We start from the raw sequence: 24,621 nt of genomic DNA, 5'->3' as shown, positions 1-24,621 counted from the left end.
ATGTATGGTACAAATCAAGGTATATGCTTTAGCAGAAAAATTAAATCCTATTAAAACGGAGCTATCTAATATAATCCATGCCTCCCTCATAGAAGTTTTACAGCTTACCCCTGAAAAAAGATTTCATCGTTTTTTCCCACTGGATAAATCAGATTTTTACTATCCATCTGATAGAACAGATAATTATCTGATTATCGAGATTATTATGTTTGATGGGCGCTCAGTTGAAACAAAAAAAGAGTTGATTCGCTTGCTGATTAAGAATATTAATAGAACGTTTAATATTCATGCGGACGATATTGAAATCACAATTTTTGAAACGCCTAAATCTAACTGGGGTATTAGAGGTTTACCTGGCGACGAGTTAATCTTAAACTACAAAGTAGAAGTTTGAATTTTTTGTGGGTAATTGGTTATTAGTCAATTACTAATTATCCATGCTTGAAAAGAGTAAAATTTTTTGTGAATTTACAGACCGATCGGTTTTTTTATTATCAAGAGGAATAATGCTAATAAATAACAGTTTGCACAGACCATTAGAGGTAGTATTAGAAATCCCTGTAAGAACATACGACATCGACTTTATGGGAATTGTGAGTAATATTGTCTATATCAGATGGCTAGAAGATTTACGTTTAAAGTTTTTAGATGAACATTGGCAACTCAATCAGCAAATTGAGCAAGGATATGCACCTGTTATAGCTGGAACTGAAATTGAATATAAACGCCCGATAAAAATTATTGACCAAGTAATTGGACGTTTATGGCTAAGTAACGTAGGACGGTTGAAGTGGACTGTACAAGCTGAAATTTTATCTAACAATGAGTTGGCAGCAGTAGCTAGTCAAAAGGGCGCTTTTGTGAGTTTGCAAAATAGTCGTCCTATTCCCATTCCAGAGGAATTCAAGAATAAATATTTAGAGAATCAACAAGGCAATTTAACAATTAAAAATTCAAAATTAAAGACAATTTCAGACGGGGATTTAAACCACGACTGAAACTGGGGCTACCTTTATGGTCGGGGTCTTATACCATTTTTTTGTGAAGCTGCATATATTTACCCCCCGGCTACGCCGTCCCCCCTTGTGAAGGCGGGACTTATTATGTGCATCTTCATACAGAATTGGTATTAAACCCTTTTAGTTACAATAAATCAAGGTTTTTAACCCACGGAGGTGGGTTTTGTCTGTGTAGCTGCGACTTCTAGTCGCTTTAATTTATTAATACTAATTTACTTAGTACCAGTCAATATCTTTTCGATATTTGCTAGCTGTACAACTCCTGAAATAGTTGGACTATTAATAACAAAGAAAGGTGTGCCAGCAACACCCAACTTCTCTGCTAATTGAATATCTTTTGTAATTGCGGGAGTAGCAAGAGTAAGATCGCGTTTAAATTTGCCCAAATCTAGATTCAGTTTTTTAGCAATATCTAAATATAATGCCCCACCTAGTTGCTTTTGATTAGTAAATAGTGCATCATGATATTCCCAAAATTTGCCCTGTTGATATGCTGCCCAAGCTGCTGCCGCAGATGGTAAGGCTTCAGCATGAATTGAAACAAGGGGTAAATTCTTGTAAACTAATCTTATTTTATCTGGATACTTTACTAACAATTCTTTCAATGTTTTATGCGCTTCAGCACAGTAGGGGCATTGAAAATCGGAAAATTCTATTAGCACAGTTTTTGATTTAGTTGAACCTATGGTGGGAGACTCACCAATCACTGTTTGAAGATTTGTCTTTAAATCCTGTATAAATGCTTGCTGTGCTTGCTTGAGTTCCTGTTGTTGTAGCTGCTGATAAGCTTGAACAGATTCAATAATTGCCTCTGGATGTTCGCGGATAATTTGTAATACTTGCTGTTCTAATTGCGGATCAATCCGGCTAGCAGCTTGTGCAGGAAATGACCAAGTAACAACTAAAGATATTAGACTTATTACTAGCCAAGTACGCGCATACTGAATTAATAGACTAAACGAATCAAAGAATGTACCCATACAAAAACTCATGAATATTTATTTTTTGTCTAACTTATATAGGAATCCGGTTTGATTTGGAGAAAATATCCGTAGGATGTGTTAGAGGTTGAATGAATAAGTATTTCGCTGTGATTTTAGGCACTTAGCGATCCCCCCTAACCCCCCTTAAAAAGGGGGAAAACGGAATCAAAGTCCCCCTTCTTAATGGGAGCCACTGCGGTCTTGGGGTCTCCCCAAGTGGAGCATGTGGCGTGGATTTAGGGGGATCTAGAACTTTTTGATACCGACAAGAGGACTTTTCAAACAACCTCTTAGCGACAGCGTAACGCATCAAACCCTTTATAATAGTGTGTTGCGAACTCCGTTCTAACACACTCTACAATATCTAATTTCGTTCAAAAATCAAATAAGAATCCTATAGATGCACAGGTGCTTCAATTAAAAATCCCATAACTTTAATTATGGAAATTCTCTAACTCAGTAAACACTTGCCTCCTGACTCCTGCCCTCTACCTCCTAAAAAGATCCAGCAATCATGCCAGCAAGTAGAATAAAACCAATCCACACGTTTTGCCGAAACATCTCACCATAAACATGATTAGGTAAGTCTCGCTGTCTTAATCGCAGAGACTGCCAAACCCATCCAATAGTAGCAACTGCAAGGCTAATCCAGAAGGCGAAGTGCAGATGTATGAGTACACCTAACCAAGCCAATAACAAGATTGTGCCAGCAAAGAAAATTCCAATAGCTACAGGGGCATAATTCCCAAAAAATAGGGCGCTTGAATTAATACCAATGCGGCGATCGTCTTCTTTGTCGCTCATCGCGTAAACTGTATCAAATCCCAGTGTCCACAGCACAGTCGCGCCCCAAAGTAACCAAGTTGGTTGTGAGATGGTTTGAGTAACTGCACTCCAGCTAATTAACACGCCAAAACCCCAAGCGATGGAAAGCACTAGTTGCGGTACAGGAAAAACTCGCTTTGCGCCTGGATAAAGCAGAATTACGGGTACTGCTGCGACACACAACCAGAAACTCAAGGGATTAAGGTAAAAGGCCAGGATGGCTGCACATGCTAGCGATACGATCGCAACTACAATCCCAACTTTCACAGACAAGGCGCGAGAAGCGAGGGGGCGTGAGCGTGTTCTCTCCACTTCTGGATCGATATCCCGATCCCACAAATCATTGACAACACAACCCGCCGCACTCGTGGCCAGAGTCCCCAATATAATTACACCAACCAGAGGTAAAGGCGGTTTCCCAGAAGCTGCTAAAAACACAGCCCAAAGAGCAGGAATCATTAAAATCAAGCGTCCTTCTGGTTTATGCCAGCGTAAAAGCCGGATAATTAGCCAAGCTGGTGATTGGGGGCGTTCTGGCATCATTAACATAGAAATCAACAAATAACTTTAGATAGATGAATTCATACATCTTTACATCTATAGAATAACGTTATTTGTTATTTGTAAAAACATCAGTCAAAGTGGCAACTTTAAATATCTTTAAATAGTCACTAGGTTAGAAGCATTAGGGTGAATATACTTAGCTCAGTTTGAGTAAGTAGGTAGGCGTAATTAAATATAAGATCAAACCTCACCCTGCCTCCGGCTTCCCTCTCCTTACTAAGGAGAGGGATTGAGGGTGAGGTTTTATATTTAATTTGAGCCACTTACTTAAGTGTGTTGCAAAAATTATCAGTGCCAGCTACCCCGACGTACCACCGGTTGCCATCATTTCTTATAAAGAGAGAAAAGTAGATGCAGAATTTAGTTTCGGCTAGCTGGGAGAGTGTTCCAACTCAACCACCTAAGCAACATCGGATTATTGCTGCCATTGACCTGGGAACAAATTCTCTACACATGGTAGTAGTTAAAATTGACCCCACACTACCAGCCTTTAGTATTATTGCCAGAGAAAAAGAAACGGTGAGACTTGGCGATCGCAATCTTACCACTGGAGAACTCAAACCAGAGATTATTAAAAAGGCGATCGCTGCTTTGGGACGCTTCCAAGAAGTTGCCAAAACCATCAACGCTGAAACAATCATTGCTGTGGCGACTAGTGCTGTGCGCGAAGCCCCTAATGGGAAAGATTTTTTGCACACAGTAGAAAAGGAATTGGGTTTAAGCGTTAACTTAATTTCTGGTCAAGAAGAAGCGCGACGAATCTACCTTGGCGTGCTGTCGGGGATGGAATTTCACAACCAACCGCATACCATTATTGATATTGGCGGTGGTTCCACAGAATTAATTTTGGGCGATAGTCAGCAAGCGCGGACTCTCACTAGTACCAAAGTTGGTGCAGTGCGACTCACTAGCGAGTTAATCACCACCGACCCTATCACCAATACGGAGTTTATGTATCTGCAATCCTATACACGCGGGATGTTAGAACGTTCCGTAGATGAGGTATTAGCAAATTTACAACCTGGGGAATCTCCTCGTTTGGTGGGTACATCTGGCACGATTGAAACCCTAGCGATGATTCATGCACGAGAAAATTCAGGTGTTATCCCTTCTACTCTCAATGGCTACGAGTTGAGTCTTAAAAACTTGGGAGACTTGGTAAATCGGTTGCAGAAACTGAGTAATTCCGAAAGGGCTGCGATTCCTGGGATGCAAGATAAACGGGCTGAAGTGATACTTGCTGGTGCGGTAATATTACAGGAAGCTATGACCCGCTTAGGCAGCGAATCGATCGTTGTTTGTGAGCGTTCTTTGAGGGAAGGTGTAATTGTAGACTGGATGTTAGCCCACGGTTTAATTGAAGATAAGCTACGCTACCAAAGTTCAGTTCGGGAGCGCAATGTTTTAAAAATCGCTAATAAATACCAGGTTAACTTAGAATATAGCGATCGCGTCGCCAAATTTGCCGAGAGTTTATTTGACCAAACTCAAGGGACGTTACACCATTGGGGATCTGACGAGCGACAACTGTTGTGGGCAGCTGCAATATTACATAATTCCGGTCATTACGTCAGCCATTCATCTCACCACAAACACTCTTACTATCTAATTCGCAATGGTGAATTACTTGGTTATACAGAAACCGAAATTGAAATTATAGCTAATTTAGCTCGTTATCATCGCAAATCGCCACCCAAGAAAAAACATGAAATTTACCAGAGTTCGCTGACTAAAGAACAGTGTCAAATGGTTAGTCAATTGAGTGCAATTCTGAGATTAGCAGTGGCATTAGATAGACGACAAATTGGTGCGATCGCTAAAGTGGAATGTGAGTATTATCAACAGTTACGGCAAGTAAACCTGCTAATTTTTCCATCTCAAGCTGATGATGACTGTGCTTTAGAACTTTGGAGTTTAGATTATAAAAAAGGAGTCTTTGAGGAAGAATTTGGAGTGAAATTAGTAGCGAATTTAGAAAAATCTAGCCTTGCTAACTCGTTTTAGAAACTAGGGTACGTTAACGTGGTGTAACGCATCAGTTACAAAAAGAGATTTTGCAGTTAAACAAGAATTCAGAAGCGGAGCCAGAGACGCTCCGCCTGCGCTCAAAATCAAGACACTCTCTACCAGACGCTGCGTGTAGCTTGCTTTTTTACTGCGCTATCCGCCAATCTAACTGAATTCAGAATGAATTCTGGCTCCTGACTCCTGAATTCTGTTTTGCTCAAGATGCTTTCAGAATTAAAATAAATCTTAGATATAATTTTATTATCCTACTTAAGGAGCAATTTAGAAAGTGTCCTAAGACGCATTTAAAAATAAAAATTAGTAACTAGAATATAGTTAACAATCTATTTAACATAGGTTATGTTGCTATTCAATACCTAAGCCGGGAAAACTTAGGTATTTTTATATTATTTTATAATCTAATAAAATCTCAATAGAGCAGGTGAGACTGCTTATTTTTCTGCATTGAACTACTCCAATTACAGAGAAGCGAGTGTGTTACTCATGTGAATAGAGTTTTAGAAACTGGCGCTATACAAATATAATAAATAAAAAAGTAAAATGCTGAACTGTATTGCATTTTATTCCTATTTATTTTCACTTGTTGAGTGATAATGTCTCAGCTTACGGAGATATCATATAGGACTCATATTTGATTTTTGAACAAAACTCAGTACACCTTTATTCCTTAAAAAATACTCAGCATCTTGTAACCTGAGTTACATTTGAGTATTCTTTCCTTCTCTTTGAGACGCTATGCGATGGTACAAAGCACCCGCCAGAGGCGATGTCTACGACGGGCTATGCTTACGCAAAACTACATATTTCGGTAAAATTGGGTAAAGCAATTTTTGTGCTTGTTAAACAAAGGCATCAGCAAACCCATGCAACTGAAACTCAGTGCATCTCAATTTCCCTTCGCCCCCCTTTTGTTAATTGCCCCCTTTTTCCTATGGGGGACGGCAATGGTAGCTATGAAAGGAGTAATACCCCACACCACACCGCTATTCATGGCAGGTGTGCGTTTGATACCAGCAGGGATGTTAATTCTGATTGCAACAGCATTCATGGGTAAACCCCAGCCCAAGGGTTGGGCTGCATGGCTGTGGATTAGCTTATTTGCTCTAATAGATGGGACGCTGTTTCAAGGCTTTTTGGCAGAAGGATTAGTCAGAACCAGTGCGGGGTTAGGGTCTGTGATGATTGACTCGCAACCCTTAGCTGTAGCCTTGCTGTCGTTGTGGCTATTTCAAGAACACATTGGTTTTTGGGGATGGCTGGGGCTAGCTTTGGGAGTCACAGGTATTAGTTTAATTGGCTTACCTGATGAGTGGATTTTACATTTTCTCGACTCAGGCGCAAATATTACAATTGGCAACTGGCAAGATTTGTTTGCTAGCGGCGAGTGGTTGATGTTATTGGCAGCTTTATCAATGGCTGTGGGAACAGTGTTGATTCGGTTTGTGTGCCGACATGCTGACCCAGTAACTGCTACAGGATGGCACATGATTTTGGGTGGATTGCCACTATGGGGAGTTTCATCAGTTGTTGAATCCCAGCAGTGGGAGAATCTGGGAGCATCTGATTTAGTGGCTTTGGGTTATGCTACCGTATTTGGCAGTGCGATCGCCTACGGGTTATTCTTCTACTTTGCCTCTAGTGGTAGTCTCACCAGTCTTAGTTCCCTTACCTTCCTCACACCCGTATTTGCCCTACTATTTGGTAATCTCTTCCTTTCAGAAGTCCTCAGTCCTTTGCAGTGGGTGGGTGTTTTCCTGACTTTAATCAGCATCTATCTCATTAACCAGCGTGATACTTTAGCAGCGCAAAATGACACAGTTACTGTCGGCGAAATAGCTAATATACAGCAACCAATTTTAGATTCATCTACTCAAAAATTGAATCCTCTCAGCCTAGCAGTTAGAGAATCTGAACCAGAAATTTAACCCTAATTCGTAATTCGTAATGGGCTACGCCCCGCTACGCCATAACGTAATTCGTAATTAAGTAGGGAGATGAGGGAGAATAAATAATACCTAATGCCTAATTACAGTTAACATTTGGTCATCTAGAAGGTATTGTGGTATCGAAGACTTCAAAAGCACGTTCAGGCTGAAACTTTCAATATGAGGCTATGCCGTTCCTCAATTCTGATATTTACTTGTATTTCTTGCATGGGTTTTTACCCAAATCGCGCAAGTACAGCCACACCTAACCTAGCGCCTAAAATTTTAGAACTTGCACAAGCTAGTTCGAGAGTTACTGCTAGTCCGGCTGTTTTGAGATATGGTAGTCGAAAATCAGATGTGCAGAGATTACAAACTCAATTAAAGCAACTGAGATATTACAGTGGCGTGATAGATGGACAGTATAACGCCAGTACGGAAATTGCTGTCGCTAAATTCCAGAAAGTAAATGGTTTAAAAGTAGATGGTCTTGCCGGTCTAGCGACTATGGAGAGACTGCAAGTAGCAATGGAAGCCAAAAATCAGATTGTCACTTCTCCAAGTATTGCCTCTGGTGTTTCGACTGACAAAGTAACTACAACACCTAAGCCAACTGAGAGAGGTTTTATCTCGTGGTTAATATTTGCGATCGCAGTTTTGGGAAGTATTGGCGCACTTATTTACCTGCTGAGGTGGTTTCGTGAAGTCAAACAGGTGCAAAAGTCAGAAATATCAAATCCTAAAAGTTTGAGTGAAGCTGACAAACACCCAATAAAACTATCCTTACCAGAGGCTGTAACTAGCCCACAAATAACTACACCACCACCACCCACCCAATTGTTGTTAACAGAAAAAACTTCCCGGCTTGCCAAACTCAATATTGTTGACGAATTAATCCAAGACTTACGCAGTCCTAACCCAACAAAACGGCGCAAGGCTATTTGGGATTTGGGACAGCAAGGAGATTCACGGGCTATTCAGCCTATAGTTGACCTGATGATTGATGCTGATTCTCAAGAAAGTAGCTTGATTTTGGCAGCTTTGGCAGAAATTGGCATTCGCACACTCAAACCGATGAATCGGGGTTTAGCAATTTCAATGCAAAATGAAAGTCCACAAGTACGGCAGAATGCGATCCGTGACTTGACGCGCGTCTATGACATGATGGGTCAAATGAGCCAGATGTTGGGTCATGCGTTAAACGATCCAGATGCCGAAGTGCAAGCAACTGCACGATATGCTTTAATTCAGATGAATCGAATGCGTGGCTTGCCAGAACAACAAGGTTTACCAGAAGATTCACACGACGATTCACGAGAAGAAATCTAAAAATATTTCAACTGGATTTTGATATTAGTGTCTGGGCCTGCCACTAAAAATGCTGCTTCGCTAAATTTAGGCGCTCCTGTGCGAATTTCTGGGTTGCTAGAAAATCCAAAGCCTTCCCTTGGTATCCCAAGTCCATTACTATTAATAATGCCGTCATTATTTTGATCGTGGAAGACAGCAACGGCGTAACTGCCTGCTTTCAAGTTATCAAAGGTAATGGGTAAGCGAGTGTTAGTAATCTTGATACACTGCTTTTGTAAGCCACGATCGCGATCGCTAGGAAACCCTTCACTGCTAGCAAATATACTGGCACACACTTGTCCTTGTTTATTCTTCAAGCCATCAATTTCCACGGTGAGTTTGCTGTTAAAATTTGCCTTAGCACTAAATGACCATGCCAGATTTCCTATAACTGCCAATAGCAGCATACTAACTCTCAAGCCTTTAAACATAAAATTTTCATCAGGTATTTCGTGAAATAGTCTTAGTATTTCAGGCTGCGATCGCAAGTACGCCCAAAACTTATATGCCTAATAAATCAAAGCCGCCACCTAAAAATAATCCTGCCTTTTTATCTAAGAAGCCAACGGAGATACCCATCATGCCATTCATCCCGTGTACGGCAAATGCCCCTACCGGGTTATCAATGTGGAGTGACTCAATCAAATCCACTCCCAGAGTAACCAAAATACCACCCGTTAACCTAATCAAAACCGAAGCCCAAGGTGCAACATCGGCGCAAGGGGCAATAGTGGGGGCAAAAACTGCAAATACCATTGAAGCGATCGCTAGCGCCAGTAGGCGATGCCAAGGGTTATTTTTTACTGTTGGAAAAGCGGTAATTGATATTGTCAATAGATTTAGCAACATTAATTAACTTAATTAGGCTGAACAAATAAGGTTTTAGCCAACACTTTTAGGAACTAATTATCTCATTATCTATGTCAGTTATTTATTTTCTTGGAAACACACTTTTTCTAATATTAAAAACTCCGATCGAAGAAAAATATAAATCGTTCACAGAAATTATGAGACTATTTTTTGATTTCACTTTGGTAAATTTATTCATAGACGGATAAATTTGAATAATCTTCTATTGACTGTGACCAAAAAACTGTATTTTAAAATACACTTTTCAATTAAATCAGGGAAAATAGTTTCTGATCCAAAAAGTAAAGCAACTATATCCTTTGTGGTTAAGTATTTTCCGATGTCAGCATCGGAAAATACTTAAGTTAATTAATTTTTTATACAAATAGTTAATTATCCGTTACTTTATTTGAAGCTACATTGAAGATTCAGTAATTCTCCTTTAAACTGACTACTGACTGTAATTAAGAATTGATCTTTGCAACGAAAAATGTATTAAAAGTAACGCAGATTTGTCAGATAGCGGATTAGTTAAACTATTTACAGAAGAAGTAAATCTGGTTACAAGTGTAAACTTATAGGCGATCGCTAGCTGATAGCGCTTTTCAAGTAATTGAAGTACACTACTTCCCATTTCACCTGAGTTAAACAGAACCGTAGCGGTAAATAAGATTAACAAACCTAATTTCCTTCAACAAACTGGGTTTAGAGTACCTGTAATATGGGAAACTTGGCAATATTCCCTATAAATCAGATTCAAGATGAGTAACACAATTTCGGATATCGCAGTCAAGACAATCAAAGGTGAAGATAAACAATTAAACGACTATACCGGGAAGGTACTCTTAATTGTGAATGTGGCTTCCTACTGCGGTTATACTTCTCAATACGACGGGTTAGAAAAGTTGAACCAGAAGTATGGCGAAGCAGGATTAAGGATTTTGGGGTTCCCCTGTAACGATTTTGGAGCGCAGGAACCAGGAAGCAATGAAGAAATTGTGCAGTTCTGCACGAGTAAATATGGTGTTACCTTTGAACTATTTGATAAAATCCATGCAAAAGGCTCACAGCAGCATCCACTTTATGAGCGACTTACCAAAGCCGTTGAGCCAACAGGAACTGTTGCTTGGAACTTTGAAAAATTTTTAGTTAATAAACAAGGTGAAGTAATAGCTAGATTTAATAGTAGTGTTCAACCAAATTCACCAGAAATAATTGCCATAATTGAAAAAGAACTAGCAAAATAGTCATTAGTCATTAATCACTAAATCAAAAATTTTGTACTATTGACTGTTAGCTCTGGACTGTTAAATTTATTTACGTCCATTCCTTTAATTAAGAATAGTATCTCAACTAGTAGTTTAATTTATTTGCGTTTAATTTGTCATGAACGTTGCAATCATTGGTTGTGGTTATGTTGGTTATCAAGTTGCTCAATATTGGCAGCAACAAATGAATTTTGTTGTCAGTGCAACCACAACTTCCTCTGAGCGTGTCTCTGCACTACAATCAGTATCTCAAAGAGTTTTCGTGACCTGCGGAAATGACCTAGATAGTCTAAAATCAGTTTTGCACAATCAAGATGTTGTACTTTTGAGTGTTGGTGCAAAAAGTGGGGAAGTTTATGAAGAAGCATATCTACAAACTGCTCAAAATGTAGTTTCATGCTTACAGCATAGTAAAAGTGTGAAACAACTAATATATACAGGTAGTTATGCCGTATATGGTGACAGAAATGGTGTATGGGTAGATGAAGAAACACCACTTGCACCTGCTAATTTAAATGCCCAAATTCTCCGCAAAACAGAGGATATATTATTATCAGCATCTAGCGAAAATCTCCGCGTTTGTATCTTCCGCTTAGGAGGAATTTATGGCCCCGATAGGGAACTGTTGAAAATATTTGGTAGATATTCTGCTACAACCCGTCCTGGCGGCGAAGATATTACAAATTGGATTCACCTGGATGATATTGTTGCAGCGATAGAATTTGCCCGTAATCGTCGTTTGCAAGGGATTTACAATCTGGTAGATGATGCACATCTCACCAGCCGAGACTTGCTAGATAATCTATTTGAAAAACATAATTTACCCAAAGTTATATGGGATACTTCTATTAAAAGTACTCGCCCATATAATGCTTGGGTATCGAATGAAAAGCTGAAAGAGGCTGGATATCAGTTAATTCATCCACAGATGATTTTTTAGCAAGTATTAAAACTAGGAACTATGCAACCATCTGCTGTAACTAACACAACCAACTTGACAGCATCTCCTAGCCAATTTTACACTTGGCGGAATTATCGTTGTGCCTACGAAGTTCATCAACCAAATAACACAACATCTGAGGGTATTCCCTTACTGTTAATTCACCCTATTGGTGTGGGATTGTCGCGGCAATTTTGGCAGCGATTTTGTCGTGAATGGTATAATTCAGGTCAGCGTAATTCAATTTATAACCCTGATTTACTAGGATGTGGCGAGAGTGATATGCCTCATCTGGCTTATACTCCTAGTGATTGGGCAGAGCAGTTGCAGCACTTTTTACAAACAGTAGTGCAAAAACCTGTGATTTTAGTAGTACAAGGGGCATTATTACCAGTTGCAATTGCATTAGTCCAAAAGGAATCAAACTTAATTGCTAAACTTATACTTTCTGGGCCTCCAGCATGGGCTTTGATGACAAATAAATCACCAGAATGGCAGCAAAAATTTCTTTGGAATACGTTAGATTCCCCTTTTGGAAGTGCTTTTTATCGTTATGCACGCACCCCTAAGTTTTTACGTTCTTTCTCAACTCGCCAACTCTTTGCTTCTGAGAATGCTGTGGATGCAGAGTGGTTGAATACATTGGTTGCAGGTGCAGAAAATCCTGCTAGTCGCCATGCAGTGTTTTCTTTTTTAGCAGGGTTTTGGCGAGATGATTATACTAAGTCTATTGCTTCTATTGGGCAACCAACATTAGCTGTTGTGGGGGAAAGTGCATCGAGTATTAGCCAAAAAAGTAAAAAAGAAACGCCAGATAAACGCTTGGCTGACTACCTTGCCTGTTTGCCTCAATGCCAAGGTATAAAAATAAACGGGCGGAATGTTTTACCTTATGAATCAACTGCTGAATTTGCCGCAGCGATCGCTCCATTCATTAATGAAGTTTCTTAACTAATTCTGTAGTTCCATCATACCAGTTTTCCCATGCTAGGTTATGACTGGAATGGATTACTTGAGGAAACAGAAACATGGTAACGAATCGCCAAGGACAGAGAGTTCCTAATATTACTTTTCATACTCGCAAAGATAACCAGTGGGTAGATGTGACAACCGATGAATTATTTGCTAAGAAGACAGTGGCTGTCTTCTCCTTGCCGGGTGCTTATACTCCGACTTGTTCATCAACTCATCTCCCTGGCTATAACGAGTTAGCTGGGATTTTCAAAGAAAATGGTGTCGATGACATTATCTGTATTTCTGTCAATGATGCCTTTGTGATGAACGAATGGGCAAAGGATCAAGAAGCAGAAAATGTTACACTAATTCCTGATGGCAATGGTGAATTTACTGAAGGCATGGGTATGCTGGTAGATAAATCAGACTTGGGATTTGGGAAGCGATCGTGGCGTTACTCGATGCTGGTAAAAGATGGTGTAATTAACCAAATGTTTATTGAACCAGAGGAGCCAGGAGATCCCTTTAAGGTATCCGATGCTGAAACAATGCTCAGATATCTCAACCCCCAAGCAGTGAAGCCCGAAGTAGTTTCTCTATTTGCGAAAGTTGGTTGTCCCTTCTGTGCGCGTGCGAAAGCAATGCTCAAAGAACATGGCATTAACTACGAAGAAATTACCTTGGGTAAGGATATCACCACACGCTCATTACGAGCAGTTACAGGTGCGACAACAGTACCTCAAGTATTTATCGATGGTAAATTAATTGGTGGTTCTGAGGCATTAGAAGCCTACTTCGCTGCTAAATAGTTTTCACTAGGGACGCACAGATGTGCGTCCCTATAATGCGTTCAAAGATTGCTCTTCTGTTTTGAGGTTTAGTAACGGCGATCGCGTTCCAAGTCATAAATCACTTTCTCCAAATACCATTTATCCGATTGACCTTACTGCTGTTTGAGTAGTCGTTCGGCTGTCGTCACATCACCGTTACAGCGCTTCCGGCTATTATGCAATACAGTTTTCCTCTTGCCCCTCTTCTATCACAGCTTTCAGCTTTGAGGATGTACCTCATAGCTACCGTAAGTGCTGTAAGTAAAACAAGTAAACGTTTTTGGAGTTTTCTGTTTTTTGGGTCACTGAAGTATGGACTAGAAACCTTGCCCTGTCGTTGAGATGACTAAAATTTGATTAAGGCAAGTGATAAGCTGACAATCAAAAGTACCACAATAAATCCCATACTTATTGAGATTAAGTAGTTTTGACTTACATGGTGTAAAATTTGTAGTTAGATAGCATCAGTGATTTTTTAGATATTTTCGTGATTAAACTGAGAAATATCTAAATAGCATAATCGAATTCAATTAAATTCTTCTGGGGTAGGCAACATCAGCGCCCTAATTATGCAAGATTATTTGTAGAATAACTTAATTGTCAATTCTTGATGCCGTACTCTCGGCGGTAAGTTATACTATCTTCTAATTATTTAAAAAGACAATATGTTTGCCAGAATTCGCCTAATTTTAAGTCGATTTTTTAGTAACTCAAGGACAATCAACAATGAACCACTAAATAAAGTGAGTTTAATTGTCATTATTATAATTGATATTTTTATCTTAATTAATGTTTTTACCGGACTCGATAATATTAGCAGATGGCATCTCAGACCGACTGAGGCTTATCCATGTTATTCAGAGTGGCAAAGTTATCGGACAAAAACCACTCAAGATAAAAACTATGAAATTGTTAGACTCTCATTGCCATATAACCCAAACAATCAACTAAGTTTTCAGCAAAACTATCAACAACCCGAAGCAGGACATCTGGGTAAGGTTTCTAAAACGTGCTTGCAATATGCCGACTATAAAGATAAAATTAACAATCCTGAAAAGCAGCAAATCGTTAAAAATATCGATCGGGAACAAGCAAAAATTAGTGCGTTGGAACAAGCCAATCGCACTATAAAATCCCAGTATGACTCAACATTATTAGAAAAAATTGCAGGTCAGGGTAGCGAACAATCAATTAACCAAGTCGGTGCTGAAAAAGCTAAACAGGTATTAGAACAAAATAATCGTCAAATTTCTACCCTAAAACAAGAAATTTATTCTCTTAAAAATGAACTACTTGCAAAACCAGAAAGCATTAGTTTTATAGCCTTTCTCAATGATCACAATCAATTTCGGGAAGTTGATCGAGGCTATCAGCAGGCATCATTTTGGTATCCGAGTATCCAACTTGCTTTTCAGTCACTCTTTCTGCTACCTTTAATTATCATTGCCTTATCAGTTCACAAATTTGCTCAACGAAGAGGATATGGACTCGTATCGCTAATTAGCTGGCATTTGCTAGTCATCTTTTTTATACCACTAATTGTTAAAATATTTGAGTTTCTGCAAATAGGTGCAATATTTAGATTTTTATTTGAAATCATTAGCGCCCTTTTTGGTGGTTTGCTTTTCTTAATAAATTATGTTTATATCTTGCTGATTCCAATTATTGGTTTTGGAATTATCCAGTTTTTTCAAAAATTTGTCTTTAATGTTAAAGTCCAGGCAGCTAGCAGAGTTCAAAAATCATGCTGTGTAAATTGCGCTAAGAAAATTCGACAGGTTGATACTTACTGTCCGCACTGTGGCTATTATCAGTACATTGAATGCCAAAACTGTCATAATATTACTTATAAACATTTGTTGTACTGTAAACATTGTGGAACTTCTCAAGATTCCAGTAATTTGTAGTCAGTAAATTAGTTAATCGGTATTTTTAACTTAGATATGGAAAAAGTAGAAAAAGCTAATCAAGAGAGTCAGTCACCACTTTCTTTTCTGACAAATCTGTTGATTGCTCGTTGGCGATCGCTCTTACTCCTGTTGATCGGAGTTTATTTACCTTTGCAGGTCTTTGAAATTCTGACAGTGAAGATATGGGAGAATCAAGCAGGCTTACCGTGGGATGTGCCTATTTTGTTAGCAGTTCATTCTACAGCCAACCCACAGTTAGATGTTTTAGCAGTGACGCTGGCTAAAATTGGTTTACCTTGGACGGCGATACCGATTTTGGGTGCGATCGCAATTATATTACTACTACAAAAACGCTGGCGATCGCTAGCTTATTTACTCACCGCCTCAGTGGGAAGCATCCTCATCAGCCGCACAGCAAAGGAATTAATGCATCGAGTGCGCCCCGAATTGTGGCAGTCTATTGCGCCTGAGTCTAGTTTTGCATTTCCCAGCGCTCATGCCATGACGAGTATAACTTTGGTAGCAATTTTGCTATTCTTAACTTGGGCTAGCTCCTGGCGCTGGTTGGTTCTCACCTTGGGTAGCTTATACATTATAGCTATTGCATGGTGTCGTCTCTATCTGGGGGTACATTTTCCTAGCGACATTCTCGCAGGTTGGATGGTTGCATTAGGTTGGACAATTGGTGTTAGTTTAATTATCAAACCGTATATAACTATAGCCAAATCCGTAGATAGCGAAGCCCCCAAGGATGAAACTAGCTTACTCCCTGAAGAAAGAAAGTTGATAAGTAAGGAATGATATTGTGTCTGCTTAAAGACTTCTATATCCTCCTGAATTTTCCTTAAAACGTAGCGTTTTTAAGACAGATTAGGGGGATTAATGAGTGCCTAAAATCACAAGAAAACATTTTTCAAACAACCTCTTAACTCTAAGCTATTTAAATGCACCCTGGGATAAATTTTTTTGACCTATTACGATCCTTGCAAAAGGTCATTAATTGAACTTATACTCTGTTTGATTTGTTCTGTCAAAGAAGTTTTTAATAAGTCAATAGTTCCAGTTGAAAAACTGAGTAATCCCAGAGAATAGAATAAGCTTGAAATACCAATAAATAGAGCCAAAAATCTCCCAAAGCAACCGGGATTAATTTCCACAAACCCTAACTTAGATTGTCCGATGACGGCAATTGTTATAAAAACAATTCCGGTTATTAAAAATGTGCTATTCTGGGTTAAGTCTGTCATTTTCCTAATAAAATACTCAATACTTTTATTATAGCTATTATTATTGAAATTTTTCTTGCTGCTAGTAGGATAGCAGTCCTAAATCACTCGTGAAAAGTTAGATCACCGACAACTTTTACGAAGTCGGGGATCTGAACACTGCGAATTTTCACAAATCAGATAGGATTGCTATAGATGTTAGTTAATAAACGCTATTGTGACTTATATTCCAATACCATTTGGAATTTCAATGATAAATTCGGTTCCTCTGCTGACTTGTTCAAAGGCAGCTAATAGTTGAGCAACTTCCTTTTCTCAACCGTAGAGCTTTTCAGGGATGATGAAGCAATCGCTAATATCTCGCTCTCCTAGTGGAAAATATTCAATGCTTTCGGTAGCTTGCCATTGATTTAGGCAAATCTCTAAATCATGTTTTATTCCTAATGCACTTTGATAGCGGTTTTCGGCATTCTTCGCCATCAACTTCTTGACAAGTTCGGATAAAACTAACAGAATATTAGGATTTATTTGATGGATTTGCATAGGACTTTTTGCCAAGTGGCAATGTACCAATTCCATCGGATCGTTGGAAATAAATGGTAACTGTCCCAATACGGTTAGGTTAAGATCCCCCCGCCTACGGCGACTCCCTTAAAAAGGGGGTAAAAGATGGTTATAAGCCCCCCTTTTTAAGGGGGGTTGGCGGGATCTTCGAGGAATAAACACCTTAACCGAACCGTATTGGTAACTGTCCTGTGAGTAATTCATAAATTGTTGAGTTTGTTTGAAGGCTTCAACTGATGTAAATAGTTCTTGGGTTCGTTGAGTGACTCGTTGCTCTAGTTGCTCAGTAAGTTGTTGTAGTTCTATATTTTTAGCTTCTAGTGTGCGGCTCAATTGGTTAAGCTTTTAGCATTAAAGAGAAAACTTATATCGGAATCTCAATAATAAATTCAGTACCATTACCCACAACGGAGTTAAAACTCAATTTTCCACCGTGAGTTGATTCGACAATTTGCCGAGCGATCGCCAACCCCAACCCCGTCCCTTTACCGACAGCTTTTGTAGTAAATAGATGGTCAAAAATCTTTTGTTGAACTGATTCATTAATTCCGTTACCATTATCAGCAATAATAATTTTTACACAGTTATCTTCTAGTAAAGTTGTAATTGTAATGCGATTGCAATTTAGCTGAATATTCTCAAATGTGCGTCTATTATTCGATTCTTCTAAGGCATCAATAGCATTGGCAAAAAGGTTCATAAACACCTGATTTAATTGCCCAGGAAAACATTCAATCTGAGGTAGATTCCCATAGTTTTTGAGTACTTCAATTGCTGGATGCTGTTCGTTTGCCTTCAAACGGTGTTTCAAAATTAAAATTGTGCTATCAATGCCTTGGTGGATATTAAATGGTACTTTGTAATCTCTATCAGCGCGCGAGAAAGTTCTTAAGCTGGTGCTGATATTTTTGAGTCTGTCACATGCCATAGACATAGAATCAATTATTTTTGGCAAGTCTTCTAAGCTATAATCTAAGTCGATATCTTCAGCATGTTCAACGATTTCATCACTTTTATTAGGGAAGCTTTCTTGATATAGTCTAAGATGCTTAACAATATCAGCAACAGTGGGTTTAGCTTGTTTGAGACTAGCAGCAATGAAACCTAAAGGATTATTCATTTCATGAGCTACCCCAGCAACTAAATTACCCAAGGCAGACATTTTTTCACTTTGAACTATTTGTAATTGGGCATTTTGTAGATCGTTTAGCGCTTGTTGCAAATCAAGTGACTTTTGCTGTAAAGCAAGTTCTGATTGTTTGCGTTCCATACCTTGCCGATGAGCATCGCTAATATCTCGCATTACAACCACTGCACCAAGTTTGTTACCCGAAGCATCAATGATTGCTTGTCCACTTGCTAATAAAATTCTCTTAGAACCATGCTTCGGTGCAATGATCATTTCGACATTTTCGACTATTTCCCCTTGAAAAGCGCGAAATAAAGGAATTTCTGTTACAACTAGGGGTGTTTGTCCATCCGGGTGATATAGATCGAAGTGTTCTGTCCATTGTTCTGGTGGTAATGATTCTATCGGTAAGCCATGAAACTCATGAGTTGCTTTGTTAAATAAAGTCAATTTGCCACTAGCATCACAAACCACAATCCCATCTGTAATAGTTTCAATGATGGCATTTAAGAACTCTCTTTCTTTAGCTAAAGATGCTTCACTCCGTTTTAATTGTATTAGTGATGCTTGTAACGATTGGGATTTTTCCTGTTCTCGCTCATAAAGTCGCGCATTTTCTATAGAAATGGCTGCTTGAGCACAGAGAAGATTAAGTAGTTCGACGCGATCGCTTGTAAAGGCTCCAGTTGCTAAATTGTTTTCTAAGTACAACACGCCAAGCAATTTACCCTGATGCAAAATTGGGCTGCACAAGATACTCTTGGGCTTTTGTTGTTGAATGTAAGAATCGTTAATTAATTGCGGATGCACCGTGGCATCAACAATCATTGCTGGTTGTAAGCTGCGTTTGACGGTATTAATTAAGCCAACTGGCAGATCCTGAGATTCTTCAACAGGTTCTGGGTTGAGCAACATTGAATAAAAATTGACATGAGCAATTTGGTTGTTTTTTACAGGGCTAAAGGAAAGCTGTGCTAGCGCCTGAATCATTAAATGTCCTGACTCCAAAAGCATGAATACACATTTATCGGCCCCCGCATTTTCAATCACGATATGCAGCAATACCGAAAGCAGTTTTTCGAGTTCGATTTCGCCAGAAAGGGTTTGAGAAGCTTTGAGAATGGTTGCTAAATCTAAAGCAACAGAGATGCTACTACTGCTGGAAGTGGCAGAACTGATGGAGGTGACACTTTCCAATGCAAAGATAGTTTCGTTAGTTGAAATAGAAGGAGAGGTTTGCTGGAGGATAGGGGCGAGTAATTGGGGATAGCGTTTTTCCAGGTTGGCGACTTTAGCTTTTGCACCCCAACGAGCATAGCCGTAGTAGGCGTTCGTCATGTATTCCCCAGCTATCCGTTCTTTACCCCAGTCGAGGTAAAATTTAGCGGCTAGCTCATTGGCGAGTGCTTCTTCTTGAATATAGCCGTGTTCTTTAGCAAGAGCGATCGCGCGATCGTACAATTCTATCGCCTCTGATTTTTGTCCTAGAACCCGATATCGTTCTGCTTCAACCAAATAAAACTTGTGTAAATGATTGGCTGGAATATAGCTAGCCCAAGTTTTCAGCTTTTCCTGATTTTTGCTTACCCGCCCAAGAATACGTTGTTGTTCGGTTGCGGAAACTTGGGAATAGATTGCTAGATGAGCCAAAGAATCATAGGTGTGGAAGATGGGAACCACAAATAATCCGATCGCACCGCCTAGATAATTTTCAGTAGCGATCGCACCTTCCACTGCAAGTTCAAACTTCCCAAACAGATAACCGAGAAAAAGTTTACTCACATAGAAATAGCAGAGCGCAGTTTGATCGCCTGAGTGCAGGAAGACTGGCAGCATTTCCTCTTCATTGAAAGCCTTACCAATCAGCTTCCATACTTGGACACCATCGCCGATTAAATTCAAAATCCCTTGCTGAAAAATCATCAGCTGGTTGAGAAGTCCTTCTTGTTTGAGTTGAGTGAGTTGAAGACGGAAAGCATCGCTCTCCCGACTTAGCTCCCCCAGTTCTTTACCGAGAAACAAAGAGTGAATGATGTAAACGACTGCACAAATGGTAGCTGATTCTAAATCTCCTGTTTCCAGCCCAACTTGATAGCCTTCCTGGAAAAGCGCTAAGGTGTTCCTGAGCGGCTCTTTCCAATGCAATACACAACAGCATACTCCGACATAGGTTCTGGCTTTCAAGTTTTTGGCATTCAACTCTTTGAGTAATTTGAGTGCCAGTTGTCCAAACTGATAGCCACATTCAATATCTCCTACTACCCCACAAAGTAGCAGTCCATAGAAAGCATAACCATTTGTAGAGTATGAGGTATTGCCATACTGAACCGATAAATTTACTTGCTCAAGGATAATAAATGGCAAGAATGCTGGAGCAGCAACAAAAGCAGAAGGAGAGACACCTACTAGAATCCGCATAGCGGCTATTTTGTCTGACTCTGTCATTTGATGTAGAGCCATTAAATCTTGCGGTTGCCTATCAGCTAGAATGGATTTGGTTGCTTTGAGCGCCGATGCAATATCTGATTGGTCTGGTTGCTTAGGAAAATGGATTCCTAACCGCTCTAAAATCGTTATGGCAAGCTCCACGCCCTGTAGACATTGATGTTGGGCTTGAGCGGCTTGAATTTGGGTTTCATAAACTTTAACGGTATCTAATAAGGTTCTAGCATTTGCCAAAATGACTGCTGAAAATTGTGTCATCTGCTCAAAGTTGCCACTTAGGTAAGCTGCTTCGGTAGCAGTTTCATAAAGTGTTAAAGTTAGTCCATAAGCTGTTTGCCACCGCTCCTGTGCCAGCATTGCAATACCTATAGTGGCATACTCAAATGCAGCGACATAAGCTGTTGCAGCTATTGCTTTTTGTGCAGCTTGTAAATTGAGTTGAGCGAGTTCTGTTTTCTGATCTGGATCGACAATTAAGCTATTTCCAATATTTAGTTGATTGACAATATCAAATAGTTTTTCGTCCTGTTCTGAGGCTGGTGTATGGTTGAGCAAAAGTTGTCCAATTTTCAGGTGAGTGATCTGTTTTTGCTGGTTGGGAATGAAAGAATAAGCAGCTTGCTGGACGCGATCGTGCAAGAATTTGTAAACACAAGTGTCAACCTTCTGTGTTGATGTTTGGACAGTGGCGGCTGATGCTTCAGTTTGATAAAACTTGTAGACTTCATTTGTTGGAATGATAAATCCTTCTTGCAATGCTTTCCACAAATCCGAAGCGGTTTGAGTCTGCGACTTTTCAGAAACAATCGCTAATGTCGCCAAATCAAACTGATTGCCAATACAGGCTGCTAATTTTAAAATATCTTGAGTGATGTCGGGCAACTTCTGAAGTTGTTGGGCCATAAATTCCACCACATCATCGGTGAGAGCCAAAGCTTTGACTTGGGTTACATTACACTGCCAAAAACCTACCTCCCAATCAAAGGTAATCAACCCATCCTCATGCAGCGCTTTCAGAAACTGAGTTGTGAAAAAGGGATTGCCTTTGGCTTTTTGATAAACCAAGTCTGTCAACGGTAATGCTTGTTCAGTTGTACAACTCAGGGAGTCTGCGATTAAATGGTTAACATCTGTTTGACTCAACGGAACTAGAGTTAAAGTACTGACGCAGGAAGATGCTTTTTCAATTTCATCTATTGTCAACATCAGTGGATGAGCGGCAAACACCTCGTTATCGCGGTATGCGCCAATAATGAATAGATAGCCGCTATCACTCTGGTTCATCAACAACTTCAGCAAATTGAGCGATGCCGAATCTGCCCACTGCAAATCATCAAGAAACATCACCAAGGGATGCTCTTTTGTTGTGAACACCTGAATAAACTTTTGAAACAGCAGATTGAAACGGTTCTGTGCCGCACCGCCCGATAGTTCGGCGATCGCGGGCTGTTTGCCGATCATCTGCTCCAGTTCAGGAATCACCTCGATCAAAACTTGCCCATTCTCTCCAACTGCTGCTAAACTCTTTCTCTGCCATTGCTCCAGTTGACTATCGCTTTCACTAAGCAACTGTCCCATCAAATCCCGAAAGGCTTGCACAAAAGCAGATAAAGGAATGTTGCGGTTAAATTGGTCGTACTTGCCCTTAATAAAGTAGCCATTCCACCCGACAATCGGCTTATGTACTTCATAGACGACTGCGGTTTTGCCAATGCCAGAGAAACCTGCCACTAGCATTAGTTGGGAGCTACCATTGGCAACATGGCGAAATGCCTCCATTAACGTCTGCACTTCTGATTCCCGTCCGTAGAGTTTTTCGGGGATGAGAAAGCGATCGCTGATATCGCGCTGTCCCAAATTAAACCAGGTGTGCTTGCCTATTTCTTGTCTGTGTTCTAAGCAAGTCACTAGATCATATTTAATTCCCATCGCACTCTGATAGCGATCTTCGGCATTCTTTGCCATCAGTTTGCGGACAATCTCCCCCAACATTAAGGGCAAATCGGGGTTCAAATCGCAGAGAAAGGGTGGATGCTTGGCAATATGGCAATGCACCAACTCCATCGGTTCATGGCAATCAAAGGGTAATTGTCCACTCAGTAGTTCAAAGAAAGTCACACCTAATGAATAAAAGTCGCTACGGTAGTCAATACCCCTGTTCATTCGTCCGGTTTGCTCTGGCGACAAATACGCTAGTGTTCCCTCCAGTCCGTTGGGACTTTGGATCTCTTGGGTTTCTCGTGGTAAGAGTGAGGCAATACTGAAGTCAATCAGCTTGATTTGTTTAGTATCAGGATGAATCAGGATGTTACTTGGTTTAATATCTTTGTGAATGACACGCTGTTGATGTAGCTGATGTAAGGTGTCTAATATTTGCAGGGCAATAGCAAAGAATTGCTCTAAGGCTAGTGGTTGTCCTTGGGTAAATTGCTGCAAGGAAATGCCACCAAAGTCCTCCATTACCATGACATAACCATTATGATAAAATTCTAAGTTGTAGGGTTTAACGATACCAGGAATATCTAGGTTATTGGCGATCGCATATTGGTTGCGAAACTGGACTAATTCGCTAAAACTGGGATATTCTCGTTTTAAGAGCTTGATGACAACTGGTTGGCGATCGCATTCTCGTACTGCCCGATACACATAAGTCCGAGAACCTGAATAAAGTTGCTCTATGATGTGGTAGCCAGCAATATTTAAAGTTTCATCAACTTTTGCGCTCATAATTTTTTACCATAATTCCTTGTCTCAGGCTTAGAATTCCCTATAAAACATCTTGCTTAACAAGCATTAGATAAATTTATTTGTATTGGGTATTGAATATTGAGGAATAACAGATGAGCCTTTAAACTTCGTGAATGCGTCTTGGATGCTTGATAATAGGTTTCTAAGAGAATATTTGAAAAGTATTATTGCTAACATCTAAGCCTCAAAAACCTAACCCCCCTAGCTCACCTTCCCTACAAGGGAAGAGGGGTTTCAAACAATACTCTTGGGTTAAGCATTTTCTTCTCTCTGTGTACTCTGCGTCTCTGTGGTTCGATAATTTTACGTCAGTTTGAGGATATTTTTTGATTTGGAAGTGCCTAAATTTTAAAGTAAAGGCTGTATTTGCAGTAAAATTGAGAAATCTAGAGAAGCAAGCTGGTTATAAGCTTGATCTATGACACGCTTACCCCTAAGAAAGCCTGTATTCGCTCCCGGACAAATGTATTTGAGAGTTTCAGGTGTAAAACGTTCTAATAAGAACTGAAGACTCTTAATTTGTCGCCGCCAGTGAAAGGTTTTAGCTGTTCGTAATGGTATTGGCTCACCCTTCTGATTAGGAACTAAATGGCGGCCAGAAAACAATATACCTCCAAGTTCACTGTAGTATAGGCAAGATGAGCCGGGAGAATGGCCTGGTGTCCAAATCACTTGTGTTGTAGCATCGAGAGTGAATTCCTGACTAAAGGTAGTTACGGTTAAGCCTGGTAACAAATAAGCTTCTTGTTCTTGCATCAGTACCTCACAGCCAAAGGTTTGCCCAATTTCAGAGGCCTTGCCAATAGCGCCTCGATGGGTAAGAAATAACCAACGCACGCCTCCATGCGCGGCTAAAAAATCTTGATTTGTTTGGTCTAAGGCAGGACAATCTATGAGGATATTGCCTTCATTTCTTACAATAAAATAAGAGGTTCCGCCTAATGTGTCCCGATTGGGTGGAAAAGCAAAGTGCGATTCGTTGGTTAGTGAATCACGGTAATCAGCCCGTAAATAACTAACCCAGCCCGACAGCAGATTACTGTCACTAAAGGCTGAACTCTCGG

At 39.9% G+C, this 24,621-nt stretch carries 19 protein-coding genes and 1 pseudogene; 11 read left to right on the top strand and 9 right to left on the bottom strand.

What is annotated here, in order from left to right; genetic code table 11:
* Positions 1-4 precede the first annotated feature (4 nt).
* Positions 5-394, top strand: coding sequence for a tautomerase family protein (locus tag V7K38_RS07090; protein ID WP_334856548.1), 390 nt, complete (start codon positions 5-7; stop codon positions 392-394).
* Between the two features lie 112 nt (positions 395-506).
* Positions 507-998: an acyl-CoA thioesterase gene (locus tag V7K38_RS07085; RefSeq protein ID WP_334856546.1), complete on the top strand. Its 492-nt coding sequence runs from the start codon at positions 507-509 to the stop codon at positions 996-998.
* Between the two features lie 233 nt (positions 999-1,231).
* Here V7K38_RS07085 and V7K38_RS07080 read toward each other — a convergent pair whose 3' ends face one another.
* A complete protein-coding gene (locus tag V7K38_RS07080; protein WP_334856545.1) occupies positions 1,232-2,011 on the bottom strand; it encodes a DsbA family protein in 780 nt (259 codons plus the stop codon).
* Between the two features lie 486 nt (positions 2,012-2,497).
* Complete coding sequence (locus tag V7K38_RS07075; RefSeq protein WP_334856560.1) at positions 2,498-3,376, bottom strand: 4-hydroxybenzoate solanesyltransferase; 879 nt, start codon at positions 3,374-3,376, stop codon at positions 2,498-2,500.
* 366 nt (positions 3,377-3,742) lie between these two features.
* Between V7K38_RS07075 and V7K38_RS07070 the strand changes: the two genes are divergently transcribed.
* The 3 genes from V7K38_RS07070 to V7K38_RS07060 all read left to right on the top strand — a co-directional run bounded on the left by V7K38_RS07070 (position 3,743) and on the right by V7K38_RS07060 (position 8,673).
* On the top strand, positions 3,743-5,395 hold the full coding sequence (locus tag V7K38_RS07070) for a Ppx/GppA phosphatase family protein (protein ID WP_334856544.1): 1,653 nt from the start codon (positions 3,743-3,745) through the stop codon (positions 5,393-5,395).
* An 887-nt stretch (positions 5,396-6,282) separates the two neighbouring features.
* Positions 6,283-7,344, top strand: a complete 1,062-nt coding sequence (locus tag V7K38_RS07065; protein ID WP_334856542.1) for a DMT family transporter — start codon at positions 6,283-6,285, stop codon at positions 7,342-7,344.
* Between the two features lie 180 nt (positions 7,345-7,524).
* The gene (locus V7K38_RS07060; protein WP_334856541.1) at positions 7,525-8,673 is read left to right on the top strand and encodes a peptidoglycan-binding protein; all 1,149 of its coding nucleotides are present in this window, start codon (positions 7,525-7,527) and stop codon (positions 8,671-8,673) included.
* Here V7K38_RS07060 and V7K38_RS07055 read toward each other — a convergent pair.
* Complete coding sequence (locus tag V7K38_RS07055) at positions 8,670-9,125, bottom strand: DUF2141 domain-containing protein (protein ID WP_334856540.1); 456 nt, start codon at positions 9,123-9,125, stop codon at positions 8,670-8,672. The two genes, V7K38_RS07060 and V7K38_RS07055, sit on opposite strands and share 4 nt — an antisense overlap.
* A 73-nt stretch (positions 9,126-9,198) precedes the next feature.
* Positions 9,199-9,543 (bottom strand): annotated as a pseudogene (locus V7K38_RS07050) (ammonium transporter); the annotation flags it as partial.
* Between the two features lie 761 nt (positions 9,544-10,304).
* On the opposite strand from V7K38_RS07050, the gene V7K38_RS07045 reads away from it, so the two are divergent.
* The 6 genes from V7K38_RS07045 (at position 10,305) to V7K38_RS07020 (ending at position 16,246) form a co-directional block, all read left to right on the top strand.
* Positions 10,305-10,790, top strand: a complete 486-nt coding sequence (locus V7K38_RS07045; protein ID WP_334856539.1) for a glutathione peroxidase — start codon at positions 10,305-10,307, stop codon at positions 10,788-10,790.
* Between the two features lie 139 nt (positions 10,791-10,929).
* Entirely contained in the window at positions 10,930-11,751 is an 822-nt protein-coding gene (locus V7K38_RS07040) for an SDR family oxidoreductase (RefSeq protein ID WP_334856537.1), read from the top strand.
* A gap of 21 nt (positions 11,752-11,772) precedes the next feature.
* Positions 11,773-12,702: an alpha/beta fold hydrolase gene (locus tag V7K38_RS07035; RefSeq protein WP_334856536.1), complete on the top strand. Its 930-nt coding sequence runs from the start codon at positions 11,773-11,775 to the stop codon at positions 12,700-12,702.
* Between the two features lie 77 nt (positions 12,703-12,779).
* On the top strand, positions 12,780-13,514 hold the full coding sequence (locus V7K38_RS07030; RefSeq protein WP_334856534.1) for a redoxin family protein: 735 nt from the start codon (positions 12,780-12,782) through the stop codon (positions 13,512-13,514).
* Positions 13,515-14,200: 686 nt separating this feature from the next.
* Positions 14,201-15,442, top strand: coding sequence for a hypothetical protein (locus V7K38_RS07025; RefSeq protein WP_334856533.1), 1,242 nt, complete (start codon positions 14,201-14,203; stop codon positions 15,440-15,442).
* 36 nt (positions 15,443-15,478) lie between these two features.
* Positions 15,479-16,246: a phosphatase PAP2 family protein gene (locus V7K38_RS07020; protein WP_334856532.1), complete on the top strand. Its 768-nt coding sequence runs from the start codon at positions 15,479-15,481 to the stop codon at positions 16,244-16,246.
* Between the two features lie 173 nt (positions 16,247-16,419).
* Here the strand turns inward: V7K38_RS07020 and V7K38_RS07015 are convergent, their stop codons facing one another.
* The 5 genes from V7K38_RS07015 to V7K38_RS06995 all read right to left on the bottom strand — a co-directional run bounded on the left by V7K38_RS07015 (position 16,420) and on the right by V7K38_RS06995 (position 24,589).
* Entirely contained in the window at positions 16,420-16,692 is a 273-nt protein-coding gene (locus V7K38_RS07015) for a hypothetical protein (RefSeq protein ID WP_334856531.1), read from the bottom strand.
* A gap of 294 nt (positions 16,693-16,986) precedes the next feature.
* Positions 16,987-17,214, bottom strand: a complete 228-nt coding sequence (locus tag V7K38_RS07010; protein ID WP_334856529.1) for a hypothetical protein — start codon at positions 17,212-17,214, stop codon at positions 16,987-16,989.
* A gap of 108 nt (positions 17,215-17,322) precedes the next feature.
* Positions 17,323-17,568: a hypothetical protein gene (locus V7K38_RS07005; RefSeq protein WP_334856527.1), complete on the bottom strand. Its 246-nt coding sequence runs from the start codon at positions 17,566-17,568 to the stop codon at positions 17,323-17,325.
* Positions 17,569-17,599: 31 nt separating this feature from the next.
* On the bottom strand, positions 17,600-23,536 hold the full coding sequence (locus V7K38_RS07000; protein ID WP_334856525.1) for an AAA family ATPase: 5,937 nt from the start codon (positions 23,534-23,536) through the stop codon (positions 17,600-17,602).
* Positions 23,537-23,905: 369 nt separating this feature from the next.
* Positions 23,906-24,589: an MBL fold metallo-hydrolase gene (locus tag V7K38_RS06995; RefSeq protein ID WP_442940755.1), complete on the bottom strand. Its 684-nt coding sequence runs from the start codon at positions 24,587-24,589 to the stop codon at positions 23,906-23,908.
* Between the last annotated feature and the right edge of the window lie 32 nt (positions 24,590-24,621).

The organism is Nostoc sp., from assembly GCF_036917465.1.
Lineage (GTDB): Bacteria > Cyanobacteriota > Cyanobacteriia > Cyanobacteriales > Nostocaceae > Nostoc.
The sequence above is the reverse complement of the archived record's forward strand: the minus strand, read 5'-3'. Positions and strand labels throughout refer to the sequence as shown.